Source organism: Rhizobium sp. BK181 (assembly GCF_014193305.1).
In the GTDB taxonomy this organism is placed as follows: Bacteria; Pseudomonadota; Alphaproteobacteria; order Rhizobiales; family Rhizobiaceae; genus Rhizobium.
In genome coordinates this window covers 422,281-446,671 of record NZ_JACHZA010000003.1, presented here as the reverse complement: position 1 = coordinate 446,671, position 24,391 = coordinate 422,281, and the positions used below count along the sequence as shown (strand labels likewise).

Sequence of the window (24,391 nt, the reverse complement as noted above, 5' to 3'; positions counted from 1 at the left end):
TTTCGGGTCACAATAGCGTGAGATTCACCGCCACCACGCGGGAAGTACCTATGTCTACTGTGACGCGAGATCGCGCGTCGTTTGGGCACGAGTTGAGGGTATTTCCATGAAACCGGAATTGAAGCTGATTACAGCTGTCGCTCTTGGATTCGGCATGGCCGCAAGCACGGCAAGCGCATGGGATATCGGTGGTTTCGCAACGACCAACAGCGGTGGCAAGACGCTCGCTGCCGATGGCTACGAATCAAACTGGGATGGATCGGACCGCTATCGCCGGGCTCCCTACAGCATGGAGACGACGGGAAGCATCTCGTCCAATGGCTCGAAGGTACGGCGACCGGTGAATTGCCCGCCGCGGCCGGTTCCCGGTACGCTGCAGACGCAGGGTGGGAACAGCGGAACGACAATAAATCCGGCTTGCCCCGATTATTGAGAAGCAATGGCCTTTTTGCTGATTGCACCATCGCGTCCTTTTAAGTGAAGCGATGGCACAGTTGTGCTGATGCCATTGTCGACGCCAAGCTCCAAAATTGAACGCCAAGGCTAGCCTTGCCTGGCGAAAGCTTCGTATGTCACCCTGCAGGTGAATAACGATAGCGATTCGATGGCAATTCTCTTCAAGACGGTAATCAGCGAAAGCGCGGCATTTGAGTTGATCGAGAATGCGCTTGCCCGAACCGGCGAATATGATGGCTACCTCAACGTCGTGGCTGACGAAGGCGAGAAGACCCTCCCCTGGTCACCCGGCATGCATGCCGAGCAGTTCCAGGCGGAAATCACGGAGATTCTCCGTTCGACCTGGGACATCTGCCGCTTCTGGGTGATCTACGAACGCCGGGACGATCGACAGGATGCCGAGGCCAACGCCATTCGCAATGCGGCGTTCAGGCTGACGCGCGGCTATGCCGGCGTCATTGTCGTCACGCTCAGCCTGCTTCACAAGCGCGACAGCCTTGCCGATATCGAACTGATCTTTGTGTGTTTCCAGCAGGACTTCCAGCGACGCAATTTTCGCGTCCGCTATGAAGGCAAATTCATCCCCAACGAGGGCTGAATTGTCGAGAGAGTGCCGTTAGCCGCCTCAGGCGGCCAACGCGCGCGCCACGGCCTTGCGAATGTCAGGCAAGGCAAAGGGCTTCGAGACGACATCGACGATCTTTTCCGCCAGGTCATCAGCGCGTTCGCGCTGTTCCGCATAGCCGGTCATCAGCAGGATTTTCAGCGCCGGGAAAGCGGATTTCGCTTGGTGCGCCAATTCGATGCCGTCCATCACAGGCATGCGGATATCCGAGAGCAGCAGGTCGTAGACGCCGTCCCTGAGTTTTTCCAGTCCTTCCGCACCGTCGGCAGCTTCGTCGGTCTCATGACCGTCAAGACGCAAAGCGCGGGCTACGAAAGAGCGCAGGGAATCCTCGTCTTCCGTAATCAGAATTTTTGCCATGGTGTGCATCACTCCGTTTCATGCCCCGCAACGGAAATCACACGACTTTCCTTTGCGATCGGTAAACGGCACGAAGGGATGGACAGGATGGTTAACAACCCGTCTTATCCTGACACAGTCAGGCGTCGCCAGTGACCACGCCGACAAAAGGAAGTTCGCGGAACGCATAAGCGACATCCATGCCGTAGCCGACGACGAAATAGTCGGGGCATTCGAAACCGACATAGTCGGCCTCCAGCTTTTCCTTGCGCTTGACGCTCTTGTCGAGGAGCACGGCGATGGTGACGTTGCGGGCGCCGCGCTCGTAAAGCAATTCCTTGGCAAACAGCAACGTGCGGCCAGATTCCAGAATGTCGTCAATCAGAAGAACGTCGCGATCCTTCACATCGCTGTCGATATCCTTGACGATCCGAACCCCTTGCGACACGGTTCCGGTGCCATAGCTTGACAGCGTGATGAACTCGACCTCGGGCGCCAGCCCGCTGTCGTGCAGCGCGCGAATAAGGTCGGCGGCAAAGATGAACGAGCCCTTCAGCACGGCAATGACCAGCAGGTCCTTCGTCGGTCCCGATGCGATCTGCTTCGCCATCACATGATTGCGTTCGGCGATCTGCTCGGCGGTGAAGAGTGGCTCGATGTTTTTTCCGCGCACGACGGGCATAGGAAGGCTTGCTCCATGACTAGAAGCACAAGCCGTTACCACAAACGGCGGGACGAAACACCCCTTAGGGCATGAAGGAAAGCCGGACTTCCGGCATTTTTCCACCCGCATACTGTACTCTTGTGGAGAATCCGCGGCTTTGCCCGCCATAGATGACGTCCGCAGGCGGGTTGATGATGATGCTTGCGGTCAGCTGCTCACCGGCAAGAAAGTCGGCGCGGATCGGTCGCACGACCTGGGTGGTACCACTCTGATTGTCGATGATGCCGTTGATCAACAACACCCGCATGCCGTTCGCATCGCGGGGCGTCATCGTTACATGCGCGAAATGCAGCGGCGAGTCCGTCGATGCCGCCTCGCTTTGCGAAAAGCCGGCAAATCCCCCAACGAGGCCGAACACGAGCACCGAGAGCGCGAGCACCAGCGCGACGAAGGTTCTGACCGATGCCTGCTGCAACCAAGCCTCGCCTGCCCGAGCGAGTGCGGATGGAAGCGACCGCGGTTCTACGCTCGACATGCTCGACGGCTGTGACGGGCGCCGTCGATTGTCATTGAAGCTGCGACTATCAAAGCCTCGCATTCGGTTGTTCGAAATCACCACGAATTCGGCATCGGCGATATCCGCTGGTCGAGCTCGGCGCACCTCGCGCTTTGTTGGTTCGGGCGGCAGAAAATCATAGGTACGGCGGGGCGCCTGGCGTCTGAACGAGGAGGAAGTCATGATGACGGCCTTTCCGGTGTCCACATGGTTTCGGGGCCGGACAGAAATCCGGCATTGAAACGAATCCTGCTCAGTCGTAAATTTTAATGGTTAATGCTTCGCAAAGATCGCCATCAAAGCGGCGTCTTTCCGGTAAATTTACTGGTTGTTAATGGTGTTGGTTAACAAGTCGTGCGGTGAACAAACAAAAGACTGATCTCCCGTTGATCCACTTCGAAAATGTCGGTTTGCGCTATGGCATGGGCCCGGAAATTCTCCGGGACCTGACGTTCGACATTCCGAAGAAATCGTTCCAGTTCCTGACCGGCCCTTCGGGCGCCGGCAAGACCACGCTGCTGAGATTGCTGTTCCTTTCGTTGCAGCCGACCCGCGGGCTGATCCGCATGTTCGGACGCGACATTTCCGACATTCCGCGGCCCGAACTGCCGCTGCTGCGTCGCCGTGTCGGCATCATCTTCCAGGAATTCCGTCTGCTGGATCATTTGACCACCTACGAAAACGTAGCCTTGCCACTGCGCGTTCGCGGCAAGGACGAGAGCTCCTACAAGACGGACGTACTCGAGCTTTTGAAGTGGGTCGGCCTCGGCGAGCGCATCAATGTCCTGCCACCGGTGCTGTCGGGCGGCGAAAAACAGCGCGCCGCGATCGCGCGCGCCCTGATCGACCGTCCCGAAATTCTTCTCGCCGACGAGCCGACCGCGAACGTCGATCCGCCGATGGCCCGCCGACTGCTCAATCTGTTCCTTGAGCTCAACCGTCTCGGTACAGCGGTTGTCATCGCGACCCATGATCTGGCCCTGATGGACCAGGTGGAAGCCCGCCGTATGATTCTCTCGGAAGGGCACCTTGATATCCATGACTAAAGCTGCGCCCAAGCCGCCCGCAGAGGCCGCCCAGAAAAGCCAGAAGCGGCCGGAGATGAAGGTGCGCCCGACGGCCCCGATCCTGCCCTCCGCCAACATTCAGGGCAATGCGCTAATGGTGGTCATCGCCATCATGGCCTTCCTCGCCTGCCTGACACTCGGCGGCGTCAGCATGGTGCGCTCCACGGCGGCGAGCTGGGAAAGCCAGATTTCCCGCGAGGTCACCATCCAGATCAAGCCCGACGAGGGGTTGGACATGGAGAAGACGCTGGCGCAGGCGCGCGACCTCGCGCTCACCTTCGTCGGCACCAAGGACGGCCAGATCGTCGACGAGGCGGCAACCGCTCGCCTCCTCGAACCCTGGCTCGGCACTGGGCTCGACATCAAGGAACTGCCGGTTCCGCGGCTTATCATCATCACCATCGACGAGAACAACCCACCGGATTTCGAGGCGATGCGGACGCTGCTGACGGAAAGCATTCCTCAGGCCTCCCTCGACGACCACCGCACTTGGGTCGACAGGCTGGTGTCGATGGCCCACACGACCGTGATGATCGGCACCGGCATCCTGCTGCTAGTTTTCTCGGCGATGGTGCTGACCGTGGTCTTCGCGACCCGTGGCGCCCTGTCCGGCAATCGTCACATCGTTGAAGTTCTGCACTTCGTCGGTGCGGAAAGCTCGTTTGTCGCCACCGAGTTCCAGAAGCACTTTCTGAAAATCAGCCTCAAGGGATCGGCGGTCGGTAGTGCCCTCGCCGCGCTCTTCTTCATGACCGCCGGCTTCCTGCAGAGCCGTACCTTGGCGACTCCGCAGACCGACCAGGCAACCGCTCTCTTCGGTACGTTTTCGGTCGGCGCCCTCGGCTATGCCGGCATCTTCGCGACCATGATCGTCATCGCACTACTGACGACTTTTACAGCTCGCCTCACCGTTATGCGAACGATTTACGAGATTGACACGTTGCGTTCCGATCCGACACGGGCGGACGGGCTCGTGAATTGAGCTTTACATGCCTTTTTTGCCATGAAAGCGTCTGTTCGCCGCCGCAATCTGCATATATTTTCCGATTCATGAGCATGGGCCACATGTCGCGCACCCCGATTCGCCCGGAAACGGAGCTTGCTCGCTCCGAAGGGAGGCCTGTGCGCGGTCCTGTGCGGCGCATGCTGCGCTGGGGTGGCATGGCGTCCGTTCTGGCCATGGCCCTCGTCTTTGGTGGGTTTCTGCGGTTTGCCGATTCGGTCACGACGCTGAAGCCGCCGCTTGATCCCCGGGCGGATGCGATCGTCGTTCTGACCGGCGGCTACCAGCGTATCGACCAGGCCGTCGAATTGCTGCAGAAAGGCGCCGGCAAGCGCCTGCTGATTTCGGGGGTTCACCCGGCAACCACGCCAAAGCAGATCCGCAGAATGACCCAGGCCTCGCCTGAGCTTTTCTCCTGCTGCGTCGACGTCGGCTACGATGCGCTCGATACGATCGGCAACGCGCAGGAAGCATCGAACTGGATCCACCAGCGCGGCTACAAGAGCGTCCTTGTCGTTACCAATAACTACCATATGCCGCGCAGCCTGGCGGAACTCGCTTACGTCGACTCCGAAACCCAGTTCATTCCCTATCCTGTCGTGAACACCGACCTGAAGACGAGCGACTGGTTCACCGACCCCAACGCCGTCCGCGTGATGCTCGCCGAGTATGCGAAAGTGCTCTTCGCCGGCGCGCGAAACCTGACCGGGCTCGGCCGTCACCCGGGACTGCGCTCGGCCGGCGTCTCCGGCTAAGACCGACGGAAACCTTTTTCTGCGAGCCAATATCGTGTAGGAGGGCGCAACCGCCTCTTGCGGGCATTGGCCTCGGGAAAATTTATGATCGCCCTGCGTTCCGTTCTCTTCAACACGATCTTCTACGCCAACCTCATCCTCCGGATGATCGTACTGTCCCCCTATTACTTCCTCGCACCACGCAAGGAAGCCTATAGCGTGCCGAAGAACTGGGCGCTGTCGTGCCACTGGCTGATGGAAAAGATCGTGGGCACGACCTTCGAGATCGAGGGCATGGAGAACCTACCTGACGGCGGCTATATCTTGGCGCCGAAGCACCAGTCGTTCTGGGACACCTATGCCCTGCTGCCGTGGCTGAAGGATCCGGTCTACATCCTCAAACGCGAACTGATGTGGATTCCGCTCTTCGGCTGGTATGCCAAGAAGCAGCGGATGATCCCGATCAACCGCGGCGCGCGCGGCAAGGTCATGGTCGAGGCATTGCGGCGGACCAAAGAAGAACTGGCAACCGGCCGCCAGCTGATCATCTATCCCGAGGGAACCCGCCGTCCGCCGGGCGCAGAGCCGCTCTACAAATACGGCATCGCCCGCATGTACCGCGACCTGCAGCTGCCGGTCGTGCCGGTCGCCATGCATCCCGGCTTGTTCTGGCCGCGACGCAGCACAATGCGCTATCCCGGCCACTTCAAGGTAAGAATCCTGCCGCCGATCCATCCTGGCATGGATCCCGATGCCTTCTTTGCCCATCTGATCGAGGTGACCGAGAGGGCGAGCGACGAGCTGCTGATCGACACCATCAAGCGGAACCCGGATCTGCCGCTCCCGCCGACCGCCGCTAACCGTCTCGCGGAATTGCAAAAGAGTGAGACAGCGACGGCCTGAGGTCAGGCGGCTTGTTTCAGCCGCTCCACTTCGCCGACCACCTGCTCCAGCCAGTGATCGCGAATGCCCATTTCCCGCAAGTGCGCCAGTGTATTGAAGACGTAGGCGTCGTTCGGCCCCGACTTGCCTTGAGCACGGTGGACGACGGATGCGGCCGCAATCGCATCGAGACTGCCGGCATATTGCGTGTGTTTGCGATCTACGACATAGGCGACCGCCTTGCTTGTCCGGCCGTCCGCCAGCTGGAGCGGCAGGCGGCGCTCGAGATAGACGTTGGTGACCAGCTCGCGCTCCCGGAGATAGTCGATCGTTTCATCCCATAGCGACGGGGCGATCCGGAAGCCCATGCCGCGACATGATCCGCCGCGATCGAGGCCCAGCACGAGGCCTGGATTCTGCTCGGTGCCACGATGCACCCAGGAACGGACGCAGAGCGAACGCCTGTAGCCATAGACAAGAGCCTGAGAACGCTCCAAAAACTCGAAACCCGGATTCCACATCAGGGATCCGTAGCCAAATACCCAAAATTCGTCCATATCGCACGCCAGACCGACATTCCCACTCGCGAGTCACCATTGGAGAACATCATGGCATCGTCAAGCCAATCCCGTAGCGGCAGAAAATTCTGGTTGCTCGGCGGCGGTATCGTCCTGGTGATCGCGCTCTACACCGCCGGCTGGTTCTATGCCGCCTCGCAACTGAAGACGACCGTGCTGAGGGCGATCGCACCCGGCAATACAGCCGGCGTCAGCGGCGAGTGCGCCGATATCGACTTCCGCGGCTATCCGTTCCGAATTGGCCTCTTCTGCTCGAAAGTCGATGTCGATGACAGCGTCAACGGCGTGTCGGCGAGTTTCGGCCAGTTGCGCTCAGCAGCCCAAGTCTACGCTCCAGGCCATATCGTGTGGGAACTCGACTCGCCTGCCGAGATCCGTAGTGCCCACGGCCTGACCCTCAACGCCGAATGGGCTAGCCTGCAGTCCAGCCTGATCACGAAGCTGAAGGGCATCGACCGTTCCTCGACCGTCATCGAAGGGCTGAAGGGAACGGCAGTATCCTCGCAGACCGGCCAGTCGATCAACTTCGACGCCGCTCATACCGAAATTCACCTCCGTCAGAACGGCGGCGATCTCGACAGCGCGATCTCCGTCGCGGACGCCAATACCGCGATCAAGGACTGGCCGGCCTTCCCCAAGCTCTCGGCGAGCGCCGACGTGACGCTCGCCGGCAAGGCCGGCATGATCGATGGCAGCGATCAAAGAGGCCTCTACGGCTCGAGCGGCGAACTGCGCAAGGTTGTGGCGGATATTGGTGACGGCAAGGTCATGACACTGAGCGGCCCCTTCTCCTTCGACGAAGAGGGCTATCTCTCAGGCAAGTTCAAGCTGGAGATCGAACAGCTCGGCCCATGGCGCGACAGCATCAAGCAGACCTTCCCCGAGATCGCCAAGACCGTCGATACCGCCGCCAAGCTTTTGAAGGCGCTGGCCGGCGGCGGCGACAAGGTGTCGGTCGACCTCGTCGTCGCACACGGCAATGCCACGGTCGGCGGCTTCATCCCGCTCGGATCGATCCCGCCGATCTGAAACTAGAGCCTCTCAGGGTTAGGCATTCTTCTCGAGCGGATGCGGGCGACCGAAGTCGGGTGCATCGACATCCTGACCCGCCTGGATGATCGAGCGGCGGATCGAGCGGGTTCGGGTGAAGAGATCGAAGATCTTGTCGCCTTCGCCCCAGCGAATGGCCCGCTGCAGATAGGCGAGATCTTCGGAGAAGCGCGCCAGCATTTCGAGGATCGCATCCTTGTTGTGAAGGCAGACATCGCGCCACATCGTCGGGTCGGAGGCGGCGAGACGTGTAAAATCGCGGAAGCCGGAGGCGGAATATTTGATGACTTCCGACTCGGTGACCGCTTCCAGATCGTCCGCAGTGCCGACGATGTTGTAGGCGATGATGTGCGGCAGGTGCGAAACAATAGCCAGCACCTTGTCGTGATGCTCCGGATCCATTTCGTCGACCTTGGAGCCCAACGCTTCCCAGAACTGCCGCAGCCTTTTCAGCGCTGCTTCATCCGTGCCCGCGATCGGCGTGAAAATGCACCAGCGCCCTTCGAAGAGCCCCGGGAAACCGGCGTCCGGACCGGACTTCTCGGTACCCGCCAGCGGATGGCCAGGAATGAAATGGACATGCGGCGGCATATGCGGCTGCATCTGCGCTATGACCGAAGCCTTGGTCGAGCCGACGTCGGTGACAATCGCACCGGGCTTCAGGCTGCCGGCGATCTCCTTGGCAACACTCTCTGATGCCCCTACCGGCACCGAGACGATCACGAGGTCCGCATCCTTGACCGCCTCAGCCGATGACGTCGTATAGCGGTCGCCGAGTTGCAGTTCCTCGGCCCGCTTCAGCGTGTCGGCACTGCGCGTGGCGATGACAACCTCTTTCGCCAGACCAAGCCGCTTGATGTCATGCGCGATGGAGGAGCCGATCAGGCCGATCCCGATCAGCGCAATGCGATCGAACTGCACCGTCATGACTTGCGTCCCATAAACTCGCCGAGCGCTTCGATGACGCCGCGGTTCGCCTCTTCCGGGCCGATGCTCATGCGCAGCGCGTTGGGGAATCCGTAGCCCTTCACCGCCCTCAGGATATATCCGCGGCTTGTCAGGAACTCATCGACCTCGGGCGCGCGCTTGCCGTCGACATCGGGGAAGTGAATGAGCACGAAATTGGTGACCGATGGCGTCACCTTGAGACCGATAGCCTCGAGCGCGACCGTCATCTTTTCGATCCACATCAGATTGAAGGCGACCGCTTCCTGCATGAACCCTTGGTCGCGGATGGCAGCAGCACCGGCAGAGATGGCCGCTGCGTTCATGTTAAACGGACCACGGACACGATTGACCGCATCGATGATATCGGCCGGCGCATACATCCAGCCGACACGCAGCGCCGCCAAGCCGTAGACCTTCGAGAAGGTGCGGGTCATAACGACGTTCGGGTTGGACGACACGATCTCGATGCCGGCCTCATAATCGTTGCGGCGGACGTATTCGGCATAGGCCGCGTCAAGGATGAGTACGACGTTCTTGGGTAGGGCAGCATGCAGGCGACGAATCTCGCTGACGGGGACGAATGTGCCCGTCGGATTGCCGGGGTTGGCGATAAAGACCATCTTCGTCTTCGGCGTAACCGCAGCAAGGATCGCATCGACGTCAACCGTTGCGTCCTTCTCCTTGACGGTAACGGGGGTGGCACCCGCACCCATGATCTGGATCTTGTAGACGAGGAAGCCATGCTCGGTGATGATGGCTTCGTCGCCAGCGCCGAGATAGACATGGCAGAGCAGCCCGAGCAACTCGTCCGAGCCATTGCCGCACATGATGTTAGCCGGGTTAAGCCCGTGAACCGCCGCGATGGCCTCGCGCAGTTCGAGGGCCTGCCCGTCCGGATACCGTTCGAGGCTGTCGGCGGCATTGCGGAAGGCGTCGATTGCCTTCGGGCTCGCGCCAAGCGGCGTCTCATTGGACGAGAGCTTGTAGACACGGGCGACGCCCGGCGCATGTTCCTTGCCCGGCACATAGGCTGCGATATCCAGAATACCGGAACGCGGAACGGGCTTGCTCTTGTCTTCGCTCATCAGATCGACCTTGGGAAAATACCGGGAAAAATTCGGCTGAAAATTGCCAAGAGGCAATAGAACGGAAAGGCGATCTTGTCGAGTGCCGCGGGACCTAGCTCAGGACCGGCTAGCGGCTGCGCGTCGTCGGAACACCATGCGGCGCCAGCACCGGCACGAAGACGCGCCGCGAGGCGCGGGCGGCAACGGGCAAGCCCTGATAGAGTCGCTTCTGCGCCTCGACGATGATGACGCCGGAAAAGGCGGGCCATAAGGTGCGTCCCACGCGGTCGAAAACGCTGCGCAATCGCATCATGGTCCGCAGCTTCGACGGCGGAAAGAACAGAGCCTCCGCTGTCGCGCCGGGCGTGAAATTGGTCTCGCGCAACAGACTTGTCAGCTGCCCGCGCGAATAGGGGCGCCCTGACCCAAACGGTGTATGTTCCATGCGCGCCCAAACACCGCGACGGTTCGGCACGACAATGACCAGCCGACCGCCAGGCGCCAGCACGCGCCACAGCTCCTTCAGGGTTTCCCGTGGGCTCTCGGCGAATTCGAGCGAATGGACCATCAGCACCCGGTCGATCGATGAATCGGGCAGCGGCAGCTCCTCGTCGAAGATCAGGGCCGTCGTCGACAATGCACCCACAGGCCAGTTCACCGCCCCCTGCCCCGCCGGCATGAAGGCAAAGGTTCGCTCCGTGTCGGGCTGGAAGCGATCGAGGAAGGGAACGACATAGCCCAGACCCACAAGGCGCTCCTGCGGCAGCCGGACCCAAAGCGAGGAAAGCGCCATGGCGATCGACTGCTCGGCAATACGTCCGAGGTCGGAATGATAGAACTGGCGAAGGTCGACGATATCAGCGTGCATTGAGGCAAATGTTATCAATGGGCGGTTGGACTTCAAGGCACGACCCTCTACATTCCCGGTAAACCCGCGATAAAGAGGCTGCCTGAGACTATGAAACCTTTGGATTTAGACGTTTTTCTTTGCCGTTCCGACAATTTCGGCGTCTTGGTGCATGATCCGGAAACCGGCCTGACCGCCTCGATCGACGCGCCTGATGCCGCTGCTGTCGAAAAGGCGGCAAGCCGCCGCGGCTGGACGATCTCGCATATTTTCACCACCCATCATCACACCGACCACGTTGAAGGTAATCTGGCGCTCAAGGAGCAGTATGGCTGCGAGATCATCGGTCCGGTCAACGAAGCGGTGGCGATCCCTGGCCTCGACAAGACGATGGCCGACGGCGACACGTTCCTGTTCGGCGACCACACGGTTGCAGTCATCGAAACACCAGGGCATACGGCCGGGCACATCTGCTATCACTTTGTCGACGACAAGCTGCTGTTTGCCGCCGACACGCTCTTTGCGCTCGGCTGCGGCCGCCTGTTCGAGCGACCGGCCGCCGATATGTGGCATTCGCTGCAGAAGCTAGCCGTTCTGCCCGACGAGACCGCCGTCTATTTCGGCCATGAATATACCCTGTCGAACGCGCGCTTCGCACTCACCATCGATCCTGATAATCAGCGCCTGATCAGCCGTGCAGCCGAGATCGAGGCGCTGCGGGCCGAGAACAAGTTCACGATTCCGACGACGCTGGCGCTGGAGAAGGAGACCAACCCCTTCCTGCGCGCCGCCGATCCCGCCATCCGCCGCAACCTCTTGATGGAAACCAAGACCAACGAAGAAGTCTTCGCGGAAATTCGCCGGCGCAAGGACAATTTCTAATGTCGCCGGACGATATAATTCGCGAACTTGGAATGCAGCCGCATCCCGAAGGCGGCTGGTATGTGCAGACCTTCCGCGACACCGAGGGCGGATCACGCGGCCATTCGACGGCGATCTACTATCTCTTGAAGGCGGGGCAACGGTCCCACTGGCACCGTGTCCATGATGCGGCCGAGGTCTGGCATCACTATGCCGGGGCGCCGCTTGCGCTTCACCGCTCGCAGGATGGCAGCGGCAGCGAGACGCTGATGCTTGGGACCGACATCCTCAAGGGCGAGCGTCCGCAGGCGGTCATTCTAGCCAACTGGTGGCAATCGGCTGAAACGACAGGCGATTACACGCTCGTCGGATGCACGGTTGCGCCAGGCTTCGACTTCGCCTCCTTCGAGATGGCGCCGCCGAACTGGCAGCCTGTCGGTTGACACTATTCTGCGGCCGCCGGCTGTTCGGCAGTCGTGGCCTTCCGGCGAAACAGCTCGTTTGCGGCGAGCACGGCGCCGCCTGTAACCAGCACGCACGCAAGCGCGATCCGCCAGCTCGGCTCGGCAAAGCCGAACAGCGTCAGGTTCAACGTCGAAAGAAGCGGCGCGGCATAGCTCGCAGCGCCGAGGATCTGGATATCACCATTCTTGACGCCGTAATCCCAGGCATAGAAGGCTGCACCGACCGGGAAGAGCCCAAGGCCGAGAATCGCAACCCATTGCGAGACCCCCACGGGCCAGACCGTTGTCTCAAGGCCGAGATGGCAGATGAACGACAGGATCGCGGTCGCGAAGCAGAAGCCGGTGACGACATCGGTCGAGACAGCATCGAACCGGCGCGTCAGCAGTGAATAGCCCGACCACGTGAAGGCGCAGAGGAAGGCCGCGCCATAGCCGACGGCATAGGCGCCATCGAAGTTGATGCCGTTGCGACCGACGATCAGAAAGGTGCCGCAGAGACCGGCCAGCGCTCCCGCGACATGATACCAGCGCAGCCGCTCGCCCGGCAGCAACGCCGATCCGACAACGATCAGCAGCGGCCAGAGATAGGCAATCAGCCCGGCCTCGACCGCCGGCGCATTCCTGAGCGCCGTGAAGTAAAGGAAATGATATCCGAACAGCCCGGCGATCCCAACGATCCATACCTTGGCCGGCTGCTTGAGCAGGGCGAGCCGCGACGGATTGAGGATCAGCACGACGATGCCGGGGATGCTGCCGATGGCAAAGCAGATCGCGGACAGCTGGAAGGGCGGCATCGTGCCTGACGCAGCCGTGAATAACGCCAGGAACGACCACATGAGAATAGCCGCAAAGCCGATTAGCGTTGCCCGAAGCTTCACCTGTCCCCCTTTACGGAGACACTTGCTCCGTCAGCTCGCGCCGTATTTCACCGCCGTGATCGTCACCGGACCGTATTGCGTCGGAATACGGACGTAGACCGGAGCATATACATTTGCAGCATCCGACTTGGCAAACCAGATTTCCATCCGGCTGCTCTTGCTCAGATAGTCGATATCGCTGCGGCCCTTCTTGTAGCCGGAGCGCGGGACGAAGCGCACGCTGCAAACGGTCGCTTTGCCGCTGAACCCCGACGTCGAGAAATCCTGAGAGCCCTTTGGCGAGAGCACCAGATCCATGCGCATTTCGCCGTCGTAGATTGGCAGTTTCTGCGCGCAGACATTGGCGTCGGCAGGGAAGATCAGGCCGGAGATGGGATCAAGGACGGAACGCAGGTCGCTTGCCGGCACGCTGACCCAGTTCTTCGGCGGCGTCCGTGGCGGCCTGACGGTTGTCGAAGTGATATTGCCGTTGTTGTAACGCACCTCGTATGTCCGGGCGCGCTTGCCGCTCTTGTAATAGAGATAGTAGCGAGACGCCTGCAGCCGGTCACCGCGCAGGACGCCGTCAACGCTGGTCTTTGCAGAGATATTTGTGACAAGATCGGCAAGTCCTGCCGAGCTGATGTCGCCGGATACCTTGTAGCTCTTGTCGTCCTCGATCTTCGTCAGGAAGGCGGCGCGCGCAATCGTCAGGATTCCAAGCGAAACCCTGTACTCGGTGCGGTGCACAATCTCGCTTGCGCCGGCCGGAATGGCAATCAGCGCTGCGACTGCGGAAATAAGAATGCGTTTGCCCAGATGAGCCATGAAATGAACCTTGTTCAGGCGGCTGGAAACGCCGTTGATAACGGTCTATACGCCTGTCTCTCGATGAAGCAAACACGAGCTTTTTGACAGAATTGCGGGAAATGCCAAGGATTGGCTTGACGCGCACGGCCTGTCTGACTATAGAACCGCAACTTTCCAATCATGGTCTGATGGATTGCTAGCCCGGTTTTGCGTGGGCGTGCACCCGATGGCCGAGAAAAACAAGAATAGGTGTTCCATGTCCCGCATGTGCGAATTGACCGGCAAGGCAGTCCTCGTTGGCAACAATGTCAGCCATGCCAACAACAAGACCAAGCGCCGGTTCCTCCCGAACCTGTGCCAGGTTACGCTGATCTCCGACGCGCTCGGCCAGCGTTACCGTCTTCGCGTTTCGGCTGCTGCTCTTCGTTCCGTCGAGCACCGTGGCGGTCTCGATGCCTTCCTGATCAAGGCAAGCGAAAATGAACTGTCGATGCGCGCTCGTCTGCTGCGTCGCCAGATCGTCAAGAAGACTGCCGAAGCTGCTGCTGCGTAAGCTTCGACTGCTTCTTTTTCATACGGCTTCAGAAGGCTTGCACGGATGAACTCCGGACAAGCCTTTTGCTTTGCCGGTCTGTTCCTCCAACTGGTGGCATACCCCAGGATAAAAAAATGCTGACGACACGCTCTACGCTTATCTATGTCACCCTGATGACGCTGGTCGTCGTCGCCTCGAACTTCCTCGTGCAGTTCCCTCTGAATGCCGAATTCGCCGGCATCAATCTGGCCGACATCCTGACCTGGGGTGCTTTTACTTATCCGGTCGCCTTCCTCATCACCGATCTGACCAACCGCCAGTTCGGACCGCAGGCGGCCCGCAAGGTCGTCTTCGCCGGCTTCGTCGTCGGTGTGGCGCTGTCCTTCTATACCTCGGTGCCGCGCATCGCGATTGCGTCGGGCTCGGCCTACCTGGCCGGTCAGCTGCTTGATATCTCGGTCTTCAATCGCCTGCGCCGTCAGGCCTGGTGGCGCGCGCCGCTCGTCGGCTCGCTGATTGGCTCGATGCTGGACACGATCATCTTCTTCTCCTTCGCATTTGCTGCCTTCTTCGTCTTCTTCGGCCCGAATGATCCTTTCGCGCTGGAATCCGCCCCGATCCTCGGCGCATTCACGGCCGAAGCCCCGCGCTGGATTTCCTGGGCGCTCGGCGACTTTACGGTGAAGGTAGTCGTCGGTCTCGTAATGCTGCTGCCATACGGCGCACTGATGAACGTGCTGCGCCCCCTGCAGGCCGCCGCCGCCCGCTGAGCGCGCTCCCCCCAATTCGAGTTCCAGCTGTTCGGCGGAGCCTATCGCTCCGCCGTTCCTGTTACTGAGACCGAGTCAGGGAGAATTCTCGTCGGGAAGTGTGTGCGGCCCTGAGCCCAATCCGTGCGACGCAGCGAAGCAAAATAGGTTCTCCTGCGACGAGCCTACGAAGAGCGGCGGGCAACAGAGCGGGACTGATTGCGGGCGTTGAACCGAAAGTCGATTTCGGCGGTTGATACGCCGCGGTCACCGCTGCAGGTGAGCCGTGTCGCCAGATGGTAGCTCGACCAGTCGAAATTCCAGCATCAGGTTGCGCTGCAGGATGGAATGATTGTCGTCAGAGACGATCACCACATGCATGGTCCCGTCCTCGGCTGCGAAGACATCCAAGCCTTCCATGTTGTCGATCTGGTAGCCGAAATCGCCCTGCAGCAAGATCTCTCCGTCCATCACTGAGCCGGGGCGAATGTCGGCGGCCTTGATGCGGCGGAGCCGCATTCCGATGCCTTCCGCGACATTGAAGCGCCGCTCGAGGAGCAAGAGGTCACCATTCGGCAGAAACGCTCCGTCCGTCGCGTCGAAGTCGCCATAATGGGCGAGCGCAAGACGCCCCTTCAATGGCCCGTCGAGGATCGCGGCGTAGGCATTGTCATTGGCGTCCAAGCTGCACTCGGCCACAATCAGTGTACCGCCCTTCAGCGCGCTGTCCGCGGGCGCGACGGCGATCGTTTCAAAGCCGCGATTGGCGCGCAGGGATTTCTTGGAAAACGGAATGGGAATCATGTCGATTGCACGCGACACCTCAAAGCCCGGATCCGGATAGACGTCGACGCGGTGATCCTGTTCGAAGGAGACCAGGATCTCGTTGCCGTGCAACGCCAAGCCCTCCGCATCCATATGTCCCTTGCCTTCGAAGGTCCGCCCGGCACGATTCCTCATCGGCGTGATCGCGACGTCGGCGAGACCAGACACGCGCCCCTGTGGATCGCGCTCGATGCGCCCGGTCATCCAGTGGCCGGTGTCGAGTACGCCGACGAAATGCGTCTTGTCCTGTCGAAACCGGATCGACGACAGCGAGCCAAACAGCCGCTGCGGCGAGACCATTTCCAACCCGCCGAGGAATTCAAGCGAACCGAACCGGGTATCGTCGGAACCAATCTTGAATTCAGTGATGGCGCGGCTGCGAACCTCGACGCTGCCATCGGCAAGTGCTGGCGGCACGAATGCCGCCAGACCAACGGCGATCGCGATCAAGCTGGCGAAAGGCTTCCCGAGCATCCAGAAAGCGTCCTTTCGCGGTTAGCCGGCGCGGCGGAGGCGACCGCCCCGCGGCTGGACGGTCTTGTCTTCGAAGAGCGATGCAAGCTGCTCGGTCATCGCACCGGCCAGCTCGTCCGCGTCGACGATGGTCACGGCGCGCCGGTAATAGCGCGTCACGTCATGGCCGATGCCAATTGCCAGAAGCTCGACGGGAGAACGCGTCTCGATGCGCTCGATGACGGCGCGTAGGTGCCGTTCCAGGTAGTTGCCCGGATTGACCGACAATGTCGAATCGTCGACCGGCGCGCCGTCGGAGATCATCATGAGGATCTTGCGTTGCTCGCGCCGCGCGATCAGGCGGTTATGCGCCCACATCAGCGCCTCGCCGTCGATGTTTTCCTTCAGCAGGCCCTCGCGCATCATCAGGCCAAGATTGGCCCGCGCCCGGCGCCAGGGCGCGTCGGCCGACTTGTAGATGATGTGGCGCAGATCGTTGAGACGGCCAGGCGTCTGTGGCTTGCCACTGCCGAGCCACTTTTCGCGCGCCTGTCCGCCCTTCCAGGCCTTCGTCGTGAAGCCGAGGATCTCGACCTTGACGCCGCAGCGCTCGAGCGTACGGGCCAGGATATCGGCGCAGGTGGCGGCGACCGTGATCGGACGGCCGCGCATCGAGCCCGAATTGTCGATCAGAAGCGTCACGACAGTATCGCGGAACTGCGTGTCTCGCTCCATTTTGAAGGAGAGTGCCTGCATCGGGTCGATGATCATGCGCGTCAGGCGTGCTGGGTCGAGATAGCCTTCCTCGAGGTCGAAATCCCAGGAACGGTTCTGCTGCGCCATCAAGCGGCGTTGCAGGCGGTTGGCCAGTCGCCCGACCGCGCCCTGCAAGTGCGCTAGCTGCTTGTCGAGGAAGGCGCGCAGGCGCTCCAGCTCGGCGGCGTCACAGAGCTCTTCGGCCGTGATCGTCTCATCGAATTCCTCGGTGAAGACGTGGTAGTCGACCTTCTCGTTGAAGTCGTCGAAGGGGGTGTTCGGACGGCGGGTTTCGCCCGGCGTCTCGGAATCTTCCTCGCCCTCATCCTGCATGTCGTCGTCGGAGATTTCGGCGCCTTCGGTCTCGCCGTCCTCCATCTGCTCGTCGGCAACTTCGCTGTCCTCTACGGGTGCGGCATCGGAGCCGGCGTCGTCATCGACTTCGTCCTGATCCTGCTCGTCGCCGTTCGGCTGATCTTCCTGCTCAGACTCGTCGTCGGACTCCGGCTCGCTGTCGTCGTCGCCATACTCCTCGGCCATTTCCATGGCGGAGAGCATGTGGCGTATTACCTTCGAGAAGGCCTGCTGGTCACTGATGACGGCGGGAAGGTTGTCGAGATCGGCTCCGGCCTTTTCCTCGATGAAGGAGCGCCAGAGATCGAGCACCTTGCCGGCAGAAGCTGGCGGTTGCTGGCCGGTCAGCTTCTCGCGCACCATCATGGCGACGGCTTCGCCGATCGGCGCATCCTCCTGCCGCTCGATGCCAGAGAGATTCGCCTTGGCGTATTTCTCCTCGGTCATCGAACGCAAGTTGGCGGCCACACCTTCCATGCGCAGCGCGCCGATCGATTCCACACGCGCTTGCTCGACAGCGTCGAAGATTGCACGGGCGTCGGAACCCTGCGGCGCCATCGTCGCGTGCACCTTATCGTCGTGGCAAGCGAGTCGCAGCGCCATCGAGTCGCCAAGTCCACGCGTCACCGCCAGCTCATGCTTCGTCGGGCGCTTGGAGAGTTCGGGCAAGCGGACACGCTCGGCCGTCATTCCGGGGCGCTCATTGGCGAAGGTCACCTCGACGTCGCCATCGCCGGCGATCGCGCGAACACTGCCTGATATCGCCCGACGCAACGGTTCGACGTCGACTGGCGAGCCGGGCTTTGCTTTCGAATTGTCACCGCGAGCAGCCATGGTCGGTCGGCCTTAGGCCTCCAGAACAATGTTTGCAGCACTCTCTTTCAGCTCGACGCCGAAAGCGCGCTGGTAGTGCTCGGCCACCAGCGGGCGCTCCAGCTCGTCGCACTTGTTCAGGAAGGTGGTGCGGAAGGCGAAGGCGAGGTCACCGAAAATCTCGGCGTTCTCGGCCCAGGTGATGACGGTACGCGGGCTCATAACGGTCGAGAGGTCGCCATTCATGAACGAAGCGCGGGTGAGATCGGCAACGCGGACCATCTTGGAGACGGTGTCGCGGCCGTTCTTGTCCTTGCCGAAGCTCTTCACCTTGGAAGCGACGATATTCACTTCGTGATCGTGCGGCAGATAGTTCAGAGTGGTGACGATCGACCAGCGGTCCATCTGTGCCTGGTTGATCTGCTGCGTGCCGTGATAGAGGCCCGTCGTGTCGCCGAGACCGATGGTGTTTGCGGTTGCAAACAGGCGGAAGGCGGGGTGCGGGCGAATGACGCGGCTCTGGTCGAGCAGCGTCAGGCGACCGGACGACTCCAGCACGCGCTGGATGACGAACATGACGTCCGGGCGGCCGGCATCGTATTCGTCGAAGACGAGCGCGACATTATGCTGGTACGCCCAGGGCAGGATGCCGTCCTTGAATTCAGTGACCTGCAGACCGTCCTTGAGGACGATCGCGTCCTTGCCGACGAGGTCGATACGGCTGACATGGCTGTCGAGGTTGATACGCACGCAGGGCCAGTTGAGGCGAGCGGCGACCTGTTCGATATGCGAGGACTTACCGGTGCCGTGATAGCCGGAGATCATCACGCGTCGGTTATGGGCAAAGCCGGCAAGAATGGCGAGCGTGGTCTCGCGGTCGAAGAGATAGTCGGGGTCGAGGTCCGGAACATAGGCGCTGCCCTGGCTGTAAGCCGGCACGCGAATATCGGAATCGATACCAAAGACCTCCCTGACCGAAACGGTGGTGTCCGGAATCTCCGAAATATCAAGGTCAATCTTGCTCATCATGTCTCCAAGGCGGGTGCCCGACACCCGGCCATACTGTATCAGCCCATTTCACAACCATGACGCCGCAAGTCTACTCTGCGCGCGTTCATGTCGGAACGTCGGCGATGCTTCTCCGGGACTGAAACGAAACCTCGGGGGCGATAAACTACCGCTAGCGAGCATTCTTGAACAAAGTCCCGGACAAGAAACGCCGCGCCCGGAAGTGGCCGAGGCGCCTGTGGGACAAACGCAAAAAGTTGTGCCGCGGTTGCCTGCGGCCTCAGCCGATTTGGGACCATACCTGATTGAAGACCAAGAGCAAGGACGGGAACTAACAAAAACCGTTCTGCTTCAATAATTGATAGGCCTGGATGACGGCGCGGAACCGTTCCTCCGAACCACGGTCGCCGCCGTTGGCGTCGGGGTGGTGCTTCTTGACCAGTTCCTTGTACCGGCTCTTGATCTCCGAGGAAGTCGCGCTGGCATCAAGGCCCATCGTGTCGAACGCCTTCGCTTCGAGGCTTTTCAGCTTGCGCTGCTCAGGGAAGCGCGGGCCGTTTCCCTTGGTGCCGTTGACGAAGCCGAAGGGATCGCGGACGCGGTAAGTACCCGAGCGCATATCGGAATGCAGCGGGCTGTTCTTGGCCGACTTGTTGACGCCGACCGTCCAGGTCGGGCGGTGACCGGTGATCGCTTCCTTCTGGTAGCGCGCGATCTCGCCGTCGGAGAGGCCGGAAAAGTAGTTGTAGCCCTTGTTGTATTCCTTGACGTGCTCGAAGCAGAACAGAAAGAACTGCCCCTCGGCATTGCGTCCGACGGGAGCGCGATGCACGCCTTTCTTGTCGCAGCCGTCCCACTGACAGGAAGGGGGAGCCTGTTCGGGTTCCTGCTCGCGTTTGCGGCGGGTGCGGATGCGGTCGAAATATTTGGAATCGAGTCTCATGACGGCACTAATTTTAGGCCTCCGAAGAGGCGACAACAAGAATTGACAAACCGGAATGTTGCTGGCTTGGTGGGAACCTTTTTCGCAAAGCAACGAGACCATGACCCTGCAGACCCGCATCGAAGAAAAGCTGACCGCCGCGTTCGCCCCGGAGCGCCTCAGCGTGATCAATGAAAGCCATCTTCATGCAGGTCATCAGCCTGATATGACGGAGACCGGCGAGACCCATATGCGGGTTCGCATCGTATCCGCCATGTTTGCCGGCATGCCGCGACTGGCAAGACACCGTGCGATCACGGAGCTTTTGAAGCCAGAACTGGATGCCGGATTGCATGCCCTCGCCGTCGAGCCAGCAGCACCAGGCGAACCGGTGCGCTGGTAGCGAGCACGGGCTCTATATAGTGACCTGGTCGCACTTTCCAATGCGACCGAAAGGGTCATCGTTCCTTTTCAGCGGATCAGAAGAGCCGTCGCGTAAAGACCGATGCCGAATACCGTGTGCGAGACTAGGTTCAGGAAACGCACCTTGTTCGGGTTTGGCGTCTTAGACGCGGCCCAACCGATGCCGAGGCCCGGTTGCAGCAGGAACCAGCCGGCACCAACGGTGACAATCGCCCAGATCCACGCCGGTAGAAACGTCGGCGCTGCGAGCCAGGCCGGGCCCGTAAGCAGCACAAGCAGGATTCCGTAAAGAATGCCGACCGCATAGTGGCCGATCCAGCCGAGCGCGAGCTCGTGCTTATAAGGAGCGGCCGTGCCGATATCTCCGTGGAAGACCTTGCCGTCCTTCAGGTGCCAGAACCAGCGCCCCACCGGTGCCCAGTTCGGCAGTGGCCCCCCCGTGGCTTTCGCAAGAACAATTGCCCAGATGTCCATGAGGACCGTCGCCCCGACGCCGATGGCGATGGCCCGCCAGAAAATATCAAACATATCAAATCCATAATAATGATGTCGGCGACGGACTCCTCTCCGCCGCAAACAAGAGTTGATGCTCGCCTCAGGCCGGACCTGCTTCGTTTTCCTCTGCCGGCCGGATTCGAAGTTTGGTGATGCGGTTCTTTTCGCGCTTCATCACGATGAAGCGCTTGTCGTGGAAGGTGAAGGCCTGCCGCTCCTCCGGGATCGTCATCGACTCGTGGATGACGAGGCCAGCAATCGTCGTCGCCTCCTCATCCGGCAGATGCCAGTCGAGCGCGCGGTTGAGATCGCGGATGGGGACGTTGCCGTCAACCACGATCGAGCCATCCGCCTCCTGACGTACCCCCTGGATATCAATGTCGTGTTCGTCGGCGATGTCGCCGACAATCTCCTCAAGGATGTCCTCGAGCGTCACGATGCCCTGCACCTCGCCATACTCGTCGACGACGACCGCGAAATGCTGCTTGCGGCGCAGGAATGCATTCAGCTGCGCTTCCAGGTTCGTGCTGTCAGGCACGAACCACGGCTTCTGGGCGATCTTGCTGATATCAAGATGCTCTGGCTCCGCATCACGCTCGGCAAGCGCGCGCAGCAGATCCTTGGAGTGCACGACGCCGATGATGTTGTCCGTTGACCCACGCCAGAGCGGCATGCGGGTGAACGGGCTTTCAAGGATCGTTCGCACGACGACCTCGGGTGGATCGTCGGCATTGATCGCCCGCATCGCCATGCGGTGCACCATGATATCGGAGAGTTCCAGTTCGCCGAGATCAAGGACGCCTCCCAACCGGTCGCGGTCCGCCTTCACGACCGATCCCTCCCGGTGCAGAAGGTCGACGGCGCCACGCAGTTCTTCGTGCGCGGAAAACATGGAGGTGTCACGAGAAAGATTGATCCCGAAGACCGAGAGGATCCAGCGCACGATCACACTCACGAAGGATGCCACCGGGCCGACCACGGCCACGAACAGTTTGACCGCGCGAGCCGTGTTCAGCGCAAAGCGCTCTGGCATCGAAATCGCCCAGCTCTTTGGCAATACTTCGGCGAATATGACTAGGATCACGGTCATCGCAAGCGTTGCGAGCGCAACGCCCGAGTTACCGAACAGCCCCAGAAACAGACTGGTCGCGAGCGACGAGGACAGGATGTTGGCAACGTTGTTGCCTATCAGTAGCGCGCCGATCAGCCGGTCGCGGCGCTCGATCAACTGACGCACAATCCCTGCGCGTTCCTCGCCATTGGCCTCGAGTGTGTGAATGCGGCTGCGGGACACCGCAGTCAGCGCCGTTTCCGAACCTGAAAAGAACGCAGACATGAGGACGAGGGCCACGATGGAGACAATTTCCGGCCAGTATACGGAAAGAAATGCCAGCGTGCCTTCGAGGGTCATTGCGGGTGTTTCTCCTTGAGGAAGCTCAGCACTTCCGAGGCGGGAACATCATTGGCGACAAAGGACTGCCCGATGCCGCGCGTCAGGATGAAGGTCAGCTTGCCGCCCTTCACCTTCTTGTCTTGGGCGATCGCATCCATCAAGACTTCGGCCGGCGGCAGCGCGCCCGGAATTTCCGACATGCGGGTCGGCAGGCCGACGGCCTTCAGGTGGGATTCGACGCGGCGGGCGTCATCCGGGCTTGCGAGGTTCATGCGCGCCGAGAATTCGTGCGCCAGGACCATGCCGATCGAAACGCCTTCGCCATGGACGAGGCGCGCGCTATCATAGGCGGTTGCCGCCTCCAATGCGTGGCCGAAGGTGTGGCCGAGATTGAGAAGCGCGCGCTGTCCGGTCTCGCGCTCGTCGGCAACGACGACATCTGCCTTCGCCTGACAACTCGTGGCGATCGCCTCGATCCGAGCCGCACCCCCGGCAAAAACCGCTTGCCAGTTGCCTTCCAGCCACGCGAAAAAATCAGGCTTGTCGATCAGGCCGTACTTCGCGACCTCGGCATAGCCGGCGCGAAATTCCCGAGCGCTCAGTGAATTCAAGACGTCGGTATCGGCCAGCACCAAGTCAGGCTGGTGGAAGACGCCGATCAGGTTTTTGCCGTGGCGGCTGTTGATGCCGGTCTTGCCGCCGACCGAGGAGTCGACCTGCGACAGCAACGAGGTCGGCACCTGCACGAAACGCACGCCGCGGCGCACGATGCCGGCAGCAAAGCCGGTGAGATCGCCAATGACGCCACCGCCGAGTGCAATCACGTAATCGTTGCGCTCGATCCGCGCTTCAAGGACCTTGTCGCAAACCGTCATCAGGTGTTCGAAGCTCTTGGTCTTCTCGCCTGCCGGCAGCACAAGCGTTGCCGAAGCGATGCCCGCTGCTTCGAGGCTTTGCACCAGCGCATCCAAATAGAGCGGGGCCACGTGCTCGTCGGTGACGACTGCCGCCTTGCGGCCTTTGAGGCGCGACGCGATCTCCGCACCGGCGCGGGCGATCAGGCCGGGGCCGATCAGAATGTCATAAGCACGCTCGCCGAGCGGCACATGGACCTTGCGTTCGGAGGCAGGGGCAATCGCATTCATCTGGCTGCACTTTCGGTTCGGGCGTCGATCACGGCTTGGAGCACCTCTTCTGCCATGAGTTCCTTGCGCACATCGCGCGAGAGGACAGTGAGGTCGGCGAGTTCGTAGATCGGATAGCGCGCGTTCATCAGGTTCTCGAGGGTCTGCTTAGGGTTCTCTGTCTTGAGCAGCGGCCGAGTATCGCGCTTGCAGACGCGCTCCCAGAGAACCTCAAGATCCGCCTTCAGCCAGACGGAAATACCACCCTTCTTGATATGCTTGCGCGTCCGGTCGTTGATGAAGGCGCCGCCACCGGTGGAAACAACGCGCGGCCCGTTCTTCAGAAGACGCTTCATGACGCGGGTTTCGAGCGCGCGAAATTCTTCTTCCCCGTAAGCGGCAAAGAGCTCGGTGATCGACATGCGCGAGACCTTCTCGATCTCGGCATCGCTGTCGACGAAAGGAATGCCAAGCTGATGTGCAACGATCCGTCCGACAGAAGATTTGCCCGCGCCCATCAGTCCGACCAGGATCAGGTTGCGAGAACCAAGCGCAGCGCGAGCCCTGTCTTTCAAGCTTTCGGCAACGGTCAGAACTGGGTCGCTCATTGGTCCATTCACACTTTGTTTTCGAACGGTATCGACAAATGCAGGTGGAGCGTCAAGTCGCGCGCAAGGGAAACGTGGTCCAAATGCAGCTTCTTGCACTTGCAAACATGCTTCTTCATAAAGAA

At 60.7% G+C, this 24,391-nt stretch carries 29 protein-coding genes; 12 read left to right on the top strand and 17 right to left on the bottom strand.

Annotated features, from left to right (window positions below):
* The first annotated feature begins 106 nt into the window (after positions 1–106).
* Entirely contained in the window at positions 107–433 is a 327-nt protein-coding gene (locus FHT77_RS12085; RefSeq protein WP_183755257.1) for a hypothetical protein, read from the top strand.
* 171 nt (positions 434–604) lie between these two features.
* Complete coding sequence (locus FHT77_RS12080; protein ID WP_016556435.1) at positions 605–1,054, top strand: hypothetical protein; 450 nt, start codon at positions 605–607, stop codon at positions 1,052–1,054.
* 27 nt (positions 1,055–1,081) lie between these two features.
* Here the strand turns inward: FHT77_RS12080 and FHT77_RS12075 are convergent, their stop codons facing one another.
* From FHT77_RS12075 to FHT77_RS12065, 3 genes are all read right to left on the bottom strand, one after another.
* A complete protein-coding gene (locus tag FHT77_RS12075; RefSeq protein WP_016556436.1) occupies positions 1,082–1,441 on the bottom strand; it encodes a response regulator in 360 nt (119 codons plus the stop codon).
* Between the two features lie 118 nt (positions 1,442–1,559).
* Complete coding sequence (hpt, locus tag FHT77_RS12070; protein ID WP_016556437.1) at positions 1,560–2,102, bottom strand: hypoxanthine phosphoribosyltransferase; 543 nt, start codon at positions 2,100–2,102, stop codon at positions 1,560–1,562.
* Positions 2,103–2,166: 64 nt separating this feature from the next.
* On the bottom strand, positions 2,167–2,847 hold the full coding sequence (locus FHT77_RS12065) for a hypothetical protein (RefSeq protein ID WP_409527446.1): 681 nt from the start codon (positions 2,845–2,847) through the stop codon (positions 2,167–2,169).
* 179 nt (positions 2,848–3,026) lie between these two features.
* Between FHT77_RS12065 and ftsE the strand changes: the two genes are divergently transcribed.
* The 4 genes from ftsE (at position 3,027) to FHT77_RS12045 (ending at position 6,347) form a co-directional block, all read left to right on the top strand.
* A complete protein-coding gene (ftsE, locus tag FHT77_RS12060) occupies positions 3,027–3,686 on the top strand; it encodes a cell division ATP-binding protein FtsE (RefSeq protein WP_007528031.1) in 660 nt (219 codons plus the stop codon).
* 55 nt (positions 3,687–3,741) lie between these two features.
* Positions 3,742–4,689 (top strand): cell division protein FtsX, encoded by a 948-nt coding sequence (locus FHT77_RS12055; protein WP_409527450.1) that lies wholly within the window; start codon positions 3,742–3,744, stop codon positions 4,687–4,689.
* A 68-nt stretch (positions 4,690–4,757) separates the two neighbouring features.
* Positions 4,758–5,465 carry a YdcF family protein gene (locus tag FHT77_RS12050; protein WP_409527445.1) on the top strand — a complete coding sequence of 236 codons (708 nt, stop codon included), beginning with the start codon at positions 4,758–4,760 and terminating at the stop codon, positions 5,463–5,465.
* A gap of 84 nt (positions 5,466–5,549) precedes the next feature.
* Positions 5,550–6,347 carry a 1-acyl-sn-glycerol-3-phosphate acyltransferase gene (locus FHT77_RS12045; RefSeq protein WP_183755253.1) on the top strand — a complete coding sequence of 266 codons (798 nt, stop codon included), beginning with the start codon at positions 5,550–5,552 and terminating at the stop codon, positions 6,345–6,347.
* 2 nt (positions 6,348–6,349) lie between these two features.
* Here FHT77_RS12045 and FHT77_RS12040 read toward each other — a convergent pair whose 3' ends face one another.
* A complete protein-coding gene (locus tag FHT77_RS12040; protein ID WP_183755252.1) occupies positions 6,350–6,883 on the bottom strand; it encodes a gamma-glutamylcyclotransferase in 534 nt (177 codons plus the stop codon).
* 51 nt (positions 6,884–6,934) lie between these two features.
* Here FHT77_RS12040 and FHT77_RS12035 point away from each other — a divergent pair, with 51 nt between their 5' ends.
* Positions 6,935–7,933: a DUF2125 domain-containing protein gene (locus tag FHT77_RS12035; RefSeq protein WP_183755251.1), complete on the top strand. Its 999-nt coding sequence runs from the start codon at positions 6,935–6,937 to the stop codon at positions 7,931–7,933.
* A gap of 18 nt (positions 7,934–7,951) precedes the next feature.
* Here the strand turns inward: FHT77_RS12035 and FHT77_RS12030 are convergent, their stop codons facing one another.
* From FHT77_RS12030 to FHT77_RS12020, 3 genes are all read right to left on the bottom strand, one after another.
* A complete protein-coding gene (locus FHT77_RS12030; protein ID WP_016556444.1) occupies positions 7,952–8,881 on the bottom strand; it encodes a prephenate/arogenate dehydrogenase family protein in 930 nt (309 codons plus the stop codon).
* Positions 8,878–9,987, bottom strand: coding sequence for a histidinol-phosphate transaminase (gene hisC / locus FHT77_RS12025; RefSeq protein WP_183755250.1), 1,110 nt, complete (start codon positions 9,985–9,987; stop codon positions 8,878–8,880). The genes FHT77_RS12030 and hisC overlap by 4 nt, the downstream gene beginning before the upstream one ends.
* Positions 9,988–10,096: 109 nt before the next feature.
* A complete protein-coding gene (locus FHT77_RS12020; protein ID WP_016556446.1) occupies positions 10,097–10,873 on the bottom strand; it encodes a class I SAM-dependent methyltransferase in 777 nt (258 codons plus the stop codon).
* A 54-nt stretch (positions 10,874–10,927) separates the two neighbouring features.
* Between FHT77_RS12020 and gloB the strand changes: the two genes are divergently transcribed.
* The gene (gene gloB / locus FHT77_RS12015; protein WP_183755249.1) at positions 10,928–11,698 is read left to right on the top strand and encodes a hydroxyacylglutathione hydrolase; all 771 of its coding nucleotides are present in this window, start codon (positions 10,928–10,930) and stop codon (positions 11,696–11,698) included.
* On the top strand, positions 11,698–12,120 hold the full coding sequence (locus tag FHT77_RS12010) for a cupin domain-containing protein (protein WP_183755248.1): 423 nt from the start codon (positions 11,698–11,700) through the stop codon (positions 12,118–12,120). The genes gloB and FHT77_RS12010 overlap by 1 nt, the downstream gene beginning before the upstream one ends.
* A 2-nt stretch (positions 12,121–12,122) precedes the next feature.
* Here the strand turns inward: FHT77_RS12010 and FHT77_RS12005 are convergent, their stop codons facing one another.
* Both FHT77_RS12005 and FHT77_RS12000 read right to left on the bottom strand, forming a co-directional pair.
* Entirely contained in the window at positions 12,123–13,019 is an 897-nt protein-coding gene (locus FHT77_RS12005; RefSeq protein WP_183755247.1) for a DMT family transporter, read from the bottom strand.
* A 30-nt stretch (positions 13,020–13,049) separates the two neighbouring features.
* Positions 13,050–13,826, bottom strand: a complete 777-nt coding sequence (locus tag FHT77_RS12000) for a DUF3108 domain-containing protein (RefSeq protein WP_183755246.1) — start codon at positions 13,824–13,826, stop codon at positions 13,050–13,052.
* A gap of 238 nt (positions 13,827–14,064) precedes the next feature.
* Between FHT77_RS12000 and rpmB the strand changes: the two genes are divergently transcribed.
* On the top strand, positions 14,065–14,361 hold the full coding sequence (gene rpmB, locus FHT77_RS11995; protein ID WP_016556451.1) for a 50S ribosomal protein L28: 297 nt from the start codon (positions 14,065–14,067) through the stop codon (positions 14,359–14,361).
* A gap of 116 nt (positions 14,362–14,477) precedes the next feature.
* Entirely contained in the window at positions 14,478–15,113 is a 636-nt protein-coding gene (locus FHT77_RS11990; protein ID WP_183755245.1) for a queuosine precursor transporter, read from the top strand.
* Between the two features lie 246 nt (positions 15,114–15,359).
* Here the strand turns inward: FHT77_RS11990 and FHT77_RS11985 are convergent, their stop codons facing one another.
* The 4 genes from FHT77_RS11985 to FHT77_RS11970 form a co-directional block, all read right to left on the bottom strand.
* Positions 15,360–16,391, bottom strand: a complete 1,032-nt coding sequence (locus tag FHT77_RS11985; RefSeq protein ID WP_183755244.1) for an esterase-like activity of phytase family protein — start codon at positions 16,389–16,391, stop codon at positions 15,360–15,362.
* A 21-nt stretch (positions 16,392–16,412) separates the two neighbouring features.
* A complete protein-coding gene (gene cobT, locus FHT77_RS11980) occupies positions 16,413–18,314 on the bottom strand; it encodes a cobaltochelatase subunit CobT (protein ID WP_183755243.1) in 1,902 nt (633 codons plus the stop codon).
* Positions 18,315–18,326: 12 nt separating this feature from the next.
* Positions 18,327–19,319: a cobaltochelatase subunit CobS gene (cobS, locus tag FHT77_RS11975; RefSeq protein ID WP_114713962.1), complete on the bottom strand. Its 993-nt coding sequence runs from the start codon at positions 19,317–19,319 to the stop codon at positions 18,327–18,329.
* A gap of 313 nt (positions 19,320–19,632) precedes the next feature.
* Positions 19,633–20,244, bottom strand: a complete 612-nt coding sequence (locus FHT77_RS11970; RefSeq protein ID WP_016556456.1) for a J domain-containing protein — start codon at positions 20,242–20,244, stop codon at positions 19,633–19,635.
* 100 nt (positions 20,245–20,344) lie between these two features.
* On the opposite strand from FHT77_RS11970, the gene FHT77_RS11965 reads away from it, so the two are divergent.
* Positions 20,345–20,626 carry a BolA family transcriptional regulator gene (locus FHT77_RS11965; RefSeq protein WP_183755242.1) on the top strand — a complete coding sequence of 94 codons (282 nt, stop codon included), beginning with the start codon at positions 20,345–20,347 and terminating at the stop codon, positions 20,624–20,626.
* A 68-nt stretch (positions 20,627–20,694) separates the two neighbouring features.
* Here FHT77_RS11965 and FHT77_RS11960 read toward each other — a convergent pair whose 3' ends face one another.
* From FHT77_RS11960 to FHT77_RS11945, 4 genes are all read right to left on the bottom strand, one after another.
* Positions 20,695–21,174: a DUF2938 domain-containing protein gene (locus FHT77_RS11960; protein WP_183755241.1), complete on the bottom strand. Its 480-nt coding sequence runs from the start codon at positions 21,172–21,174 to the stop codon at positions 20,695–20,697.
* A gap of 67 nt (positions 21,175–21,241) precedes the next feature.
* Positions 21,242–22,552 (bottom strand): HlyC/CorC family transporter, encoded by a 1,311-nt coding sequence (locus FHT77_RS11955; protein ID WP_183755240.1) that lies wholly within the window; start codon positions 22,550–22,552, stop codon positions 21,242–21,244.
* Positions 22,549–23,679: a 3-dehydroquinate synthase gene (gene aroB, locus FHT77_RS11950; protein ID WP_183755239.1), complete on the bottom strand. Its 1,131-nt coding sequence runs from the start codon at positions 23,677–23,679 to the stop codon at positions 22,549–22,551. Before aroB ends, FHT77_RS11955 begins: the two co-directional genes overlap by 4 nt.
* Positions 23,676–24,266, bottom strand: a complete 591-nt coding sequence (locus FHT77_RS11945) for a shikimate kinase (RefSeq protein WP_183755238.1) — start codon at positions 24,264–24,266, stop codon at positions 23,676–23,678. The genes aroB and FHT77_RS11945 overlap by 4 nt, the downstream gene beginning before the upstream one ends.
* Positions 24,267–24,391: the final 125 nt, after the last annotated feature.

Coding starts and splice junctions, on each gene's coding strand:
- FHT77_RS11960 (WP_183755241.1), bottom strand. CDS start 21,174: ATGTTTGATATTTTCTGGCGGGCCATCGCCATCGGCGTCGGGGCGACG.
- FHT77_RS12010 (WP_183755248.1), top strand. CDS start 11,698: ATGTCGCCGGACGATATAATTCGCGAACTTGGAATGCAGCCGCATCCC.
- FHT77_RS12045 (WP_183755253.1), top strand. CDS start 5,550: ATGATCGCCCTGCGTTCCGTTCTCTTCAACACGATCTTCTACGCCAAC.
- cobT (WP_183755243.1), bottom strand. CDS start 18,314: ATGGCTGCTCGCGGTGACAATTCGAAAGCAAAGCCCGGCTCGCCAGTC.
- FHT77_RS12035 (WP_183755251.1), top strand. CDS start 6,935: ATGGCATCGTCAAGCCAATCCCGTAGCGGCAGAAAATTCTGGTTGCTC.
- FHT77_RS12080 (WP_016556435.1), top strand. CDS start 605: ATGGCAATTCTCTTCAAGACGGTAATCAGCGAAAGCGCGGCATTTGAG.
- gloB (WP_183755249.1), top strand. CDS start 10,928: ATGAAACCTTTGGATTTAGACGTTTTTCTTTGCCGTTCCGACAATTTC.
- FHT77_RS12050 (WP_409527445.1), top strand. CDS start 4,758: ATGAGCATGGGCCACATGTCGCGCACCCCGATTCGCCCGGAAACGGAG.
- rpmB (WP_016556451.1), top strand. CDS start 14,065: ATGTCCCGCATGTGCGAATTGACCGGCAAGGCAGTCCTCGTTGGCAAC.
- FHT77_RS12055 (WP_409527450.1), top strand. CDS start 3,742: ATGAAGGTGCGCCCGACGGCCCCGATCCTGCCCTCCGCCAACATTCAG.
- FHT77_RS12030 (WP_016556444.1), bottom strand. CDS start 8,881: ATGACGGTGCAGTTCGATCGCATTGCGCTGATCGGGATCGGCCTGATC.
- aroB (WP_183755239.1), bottom strand. CDS start 23,679: ATGAATGCGATTGCCCCTGCCTCCGAACGCAAGGTCCATGTGCCGCTC.
- hisC (WP_183755250.1), bottom strand. CDS start 9,987: ATGAGCGAAGACAAGAGCAAGCCCGTTCCGCGTTCCGGTATTCTGGAT.
- FHT77_RS12040 (WP_183755252.1), bottom strand. CDS start 6,883: ATGGACGAATTTTGGGTATTTGGCTACGGATCCCTGATGTGGAATCCG.
- cobS (WP_114713962.1), bottom strand. CDS start 19,319: ATGAGCAAGATTGACCTTGATATTTCGGAGATTCCGGACACCACCGTT.
- FHT77_RS11990 (WP_183755245.1), top strand. CDS start 14,478: ATGCTGACGACACGCTCTACGCTTATCTATGTCACCCTGATGACGCTG.
- FHT77_RS12000 (WP_183755246.1), bottom strand. CDS start 13,826: ATGGCTCATCTGGGCAAACGCATTCTTATTTCCGCAGTCGCAGCGCTG.
- FHT77_RS11955 (WP_183755240.1), bottom strand. CDS start 22,552: ATGACCCTCGAAGGCACGCTGGCATTTCTTTCCGTATACTGGCCGGAA.
- FHT77_RS11985 (WP_183755244.1), bottom strand. CDS start 16,391: ATGCTCGGGAAGCCTTTCGCCAGCTTGATCGCGATCGCCGTTGGTCTG.
- FHT77_RS11965 (WP_183755242.1), top strand. CDS start 20,345: ATGACCCTGCAGACCCGCATCGAAGAAAAGCTGACCGCCGCGTTCGCC.
- FHT77_RS11945 (WP_183755238.1), bottom strand. CDS start 24,266: ATGAGCGACCCAGTTCTGACCGTTGCCGAAAGCTTGAAAGACAGGGCT.
- FHT77_RS12075 (WP_016556436.1), bottom strand. CDS start 1,441: ATGGCAAAAATTCTGATTACGGAAGACGAGGATTCCCTGCGCTCTTTC.
- FHT77_RS12085 (WP_183755257.1), top strand. CDS start 107: ATGAAACCGGAATTGAAGCTGATTACAGCTGTCGCTCTTGGATTCGGC.
- FHT77_RS11970 (WP_016556456.1), bottom strand. CDS start 20,244: ATGAGACTCGATTCCAAATATTTCGACCGCATCCGCACCCGCCGCAAA.
- hpt (WP_016556437.1), bottom strand. CDS start 2,102: ATGCCCGTCGTGCGCGGAAAAAACATCGAGCCACTCTTCACCGCCGAG.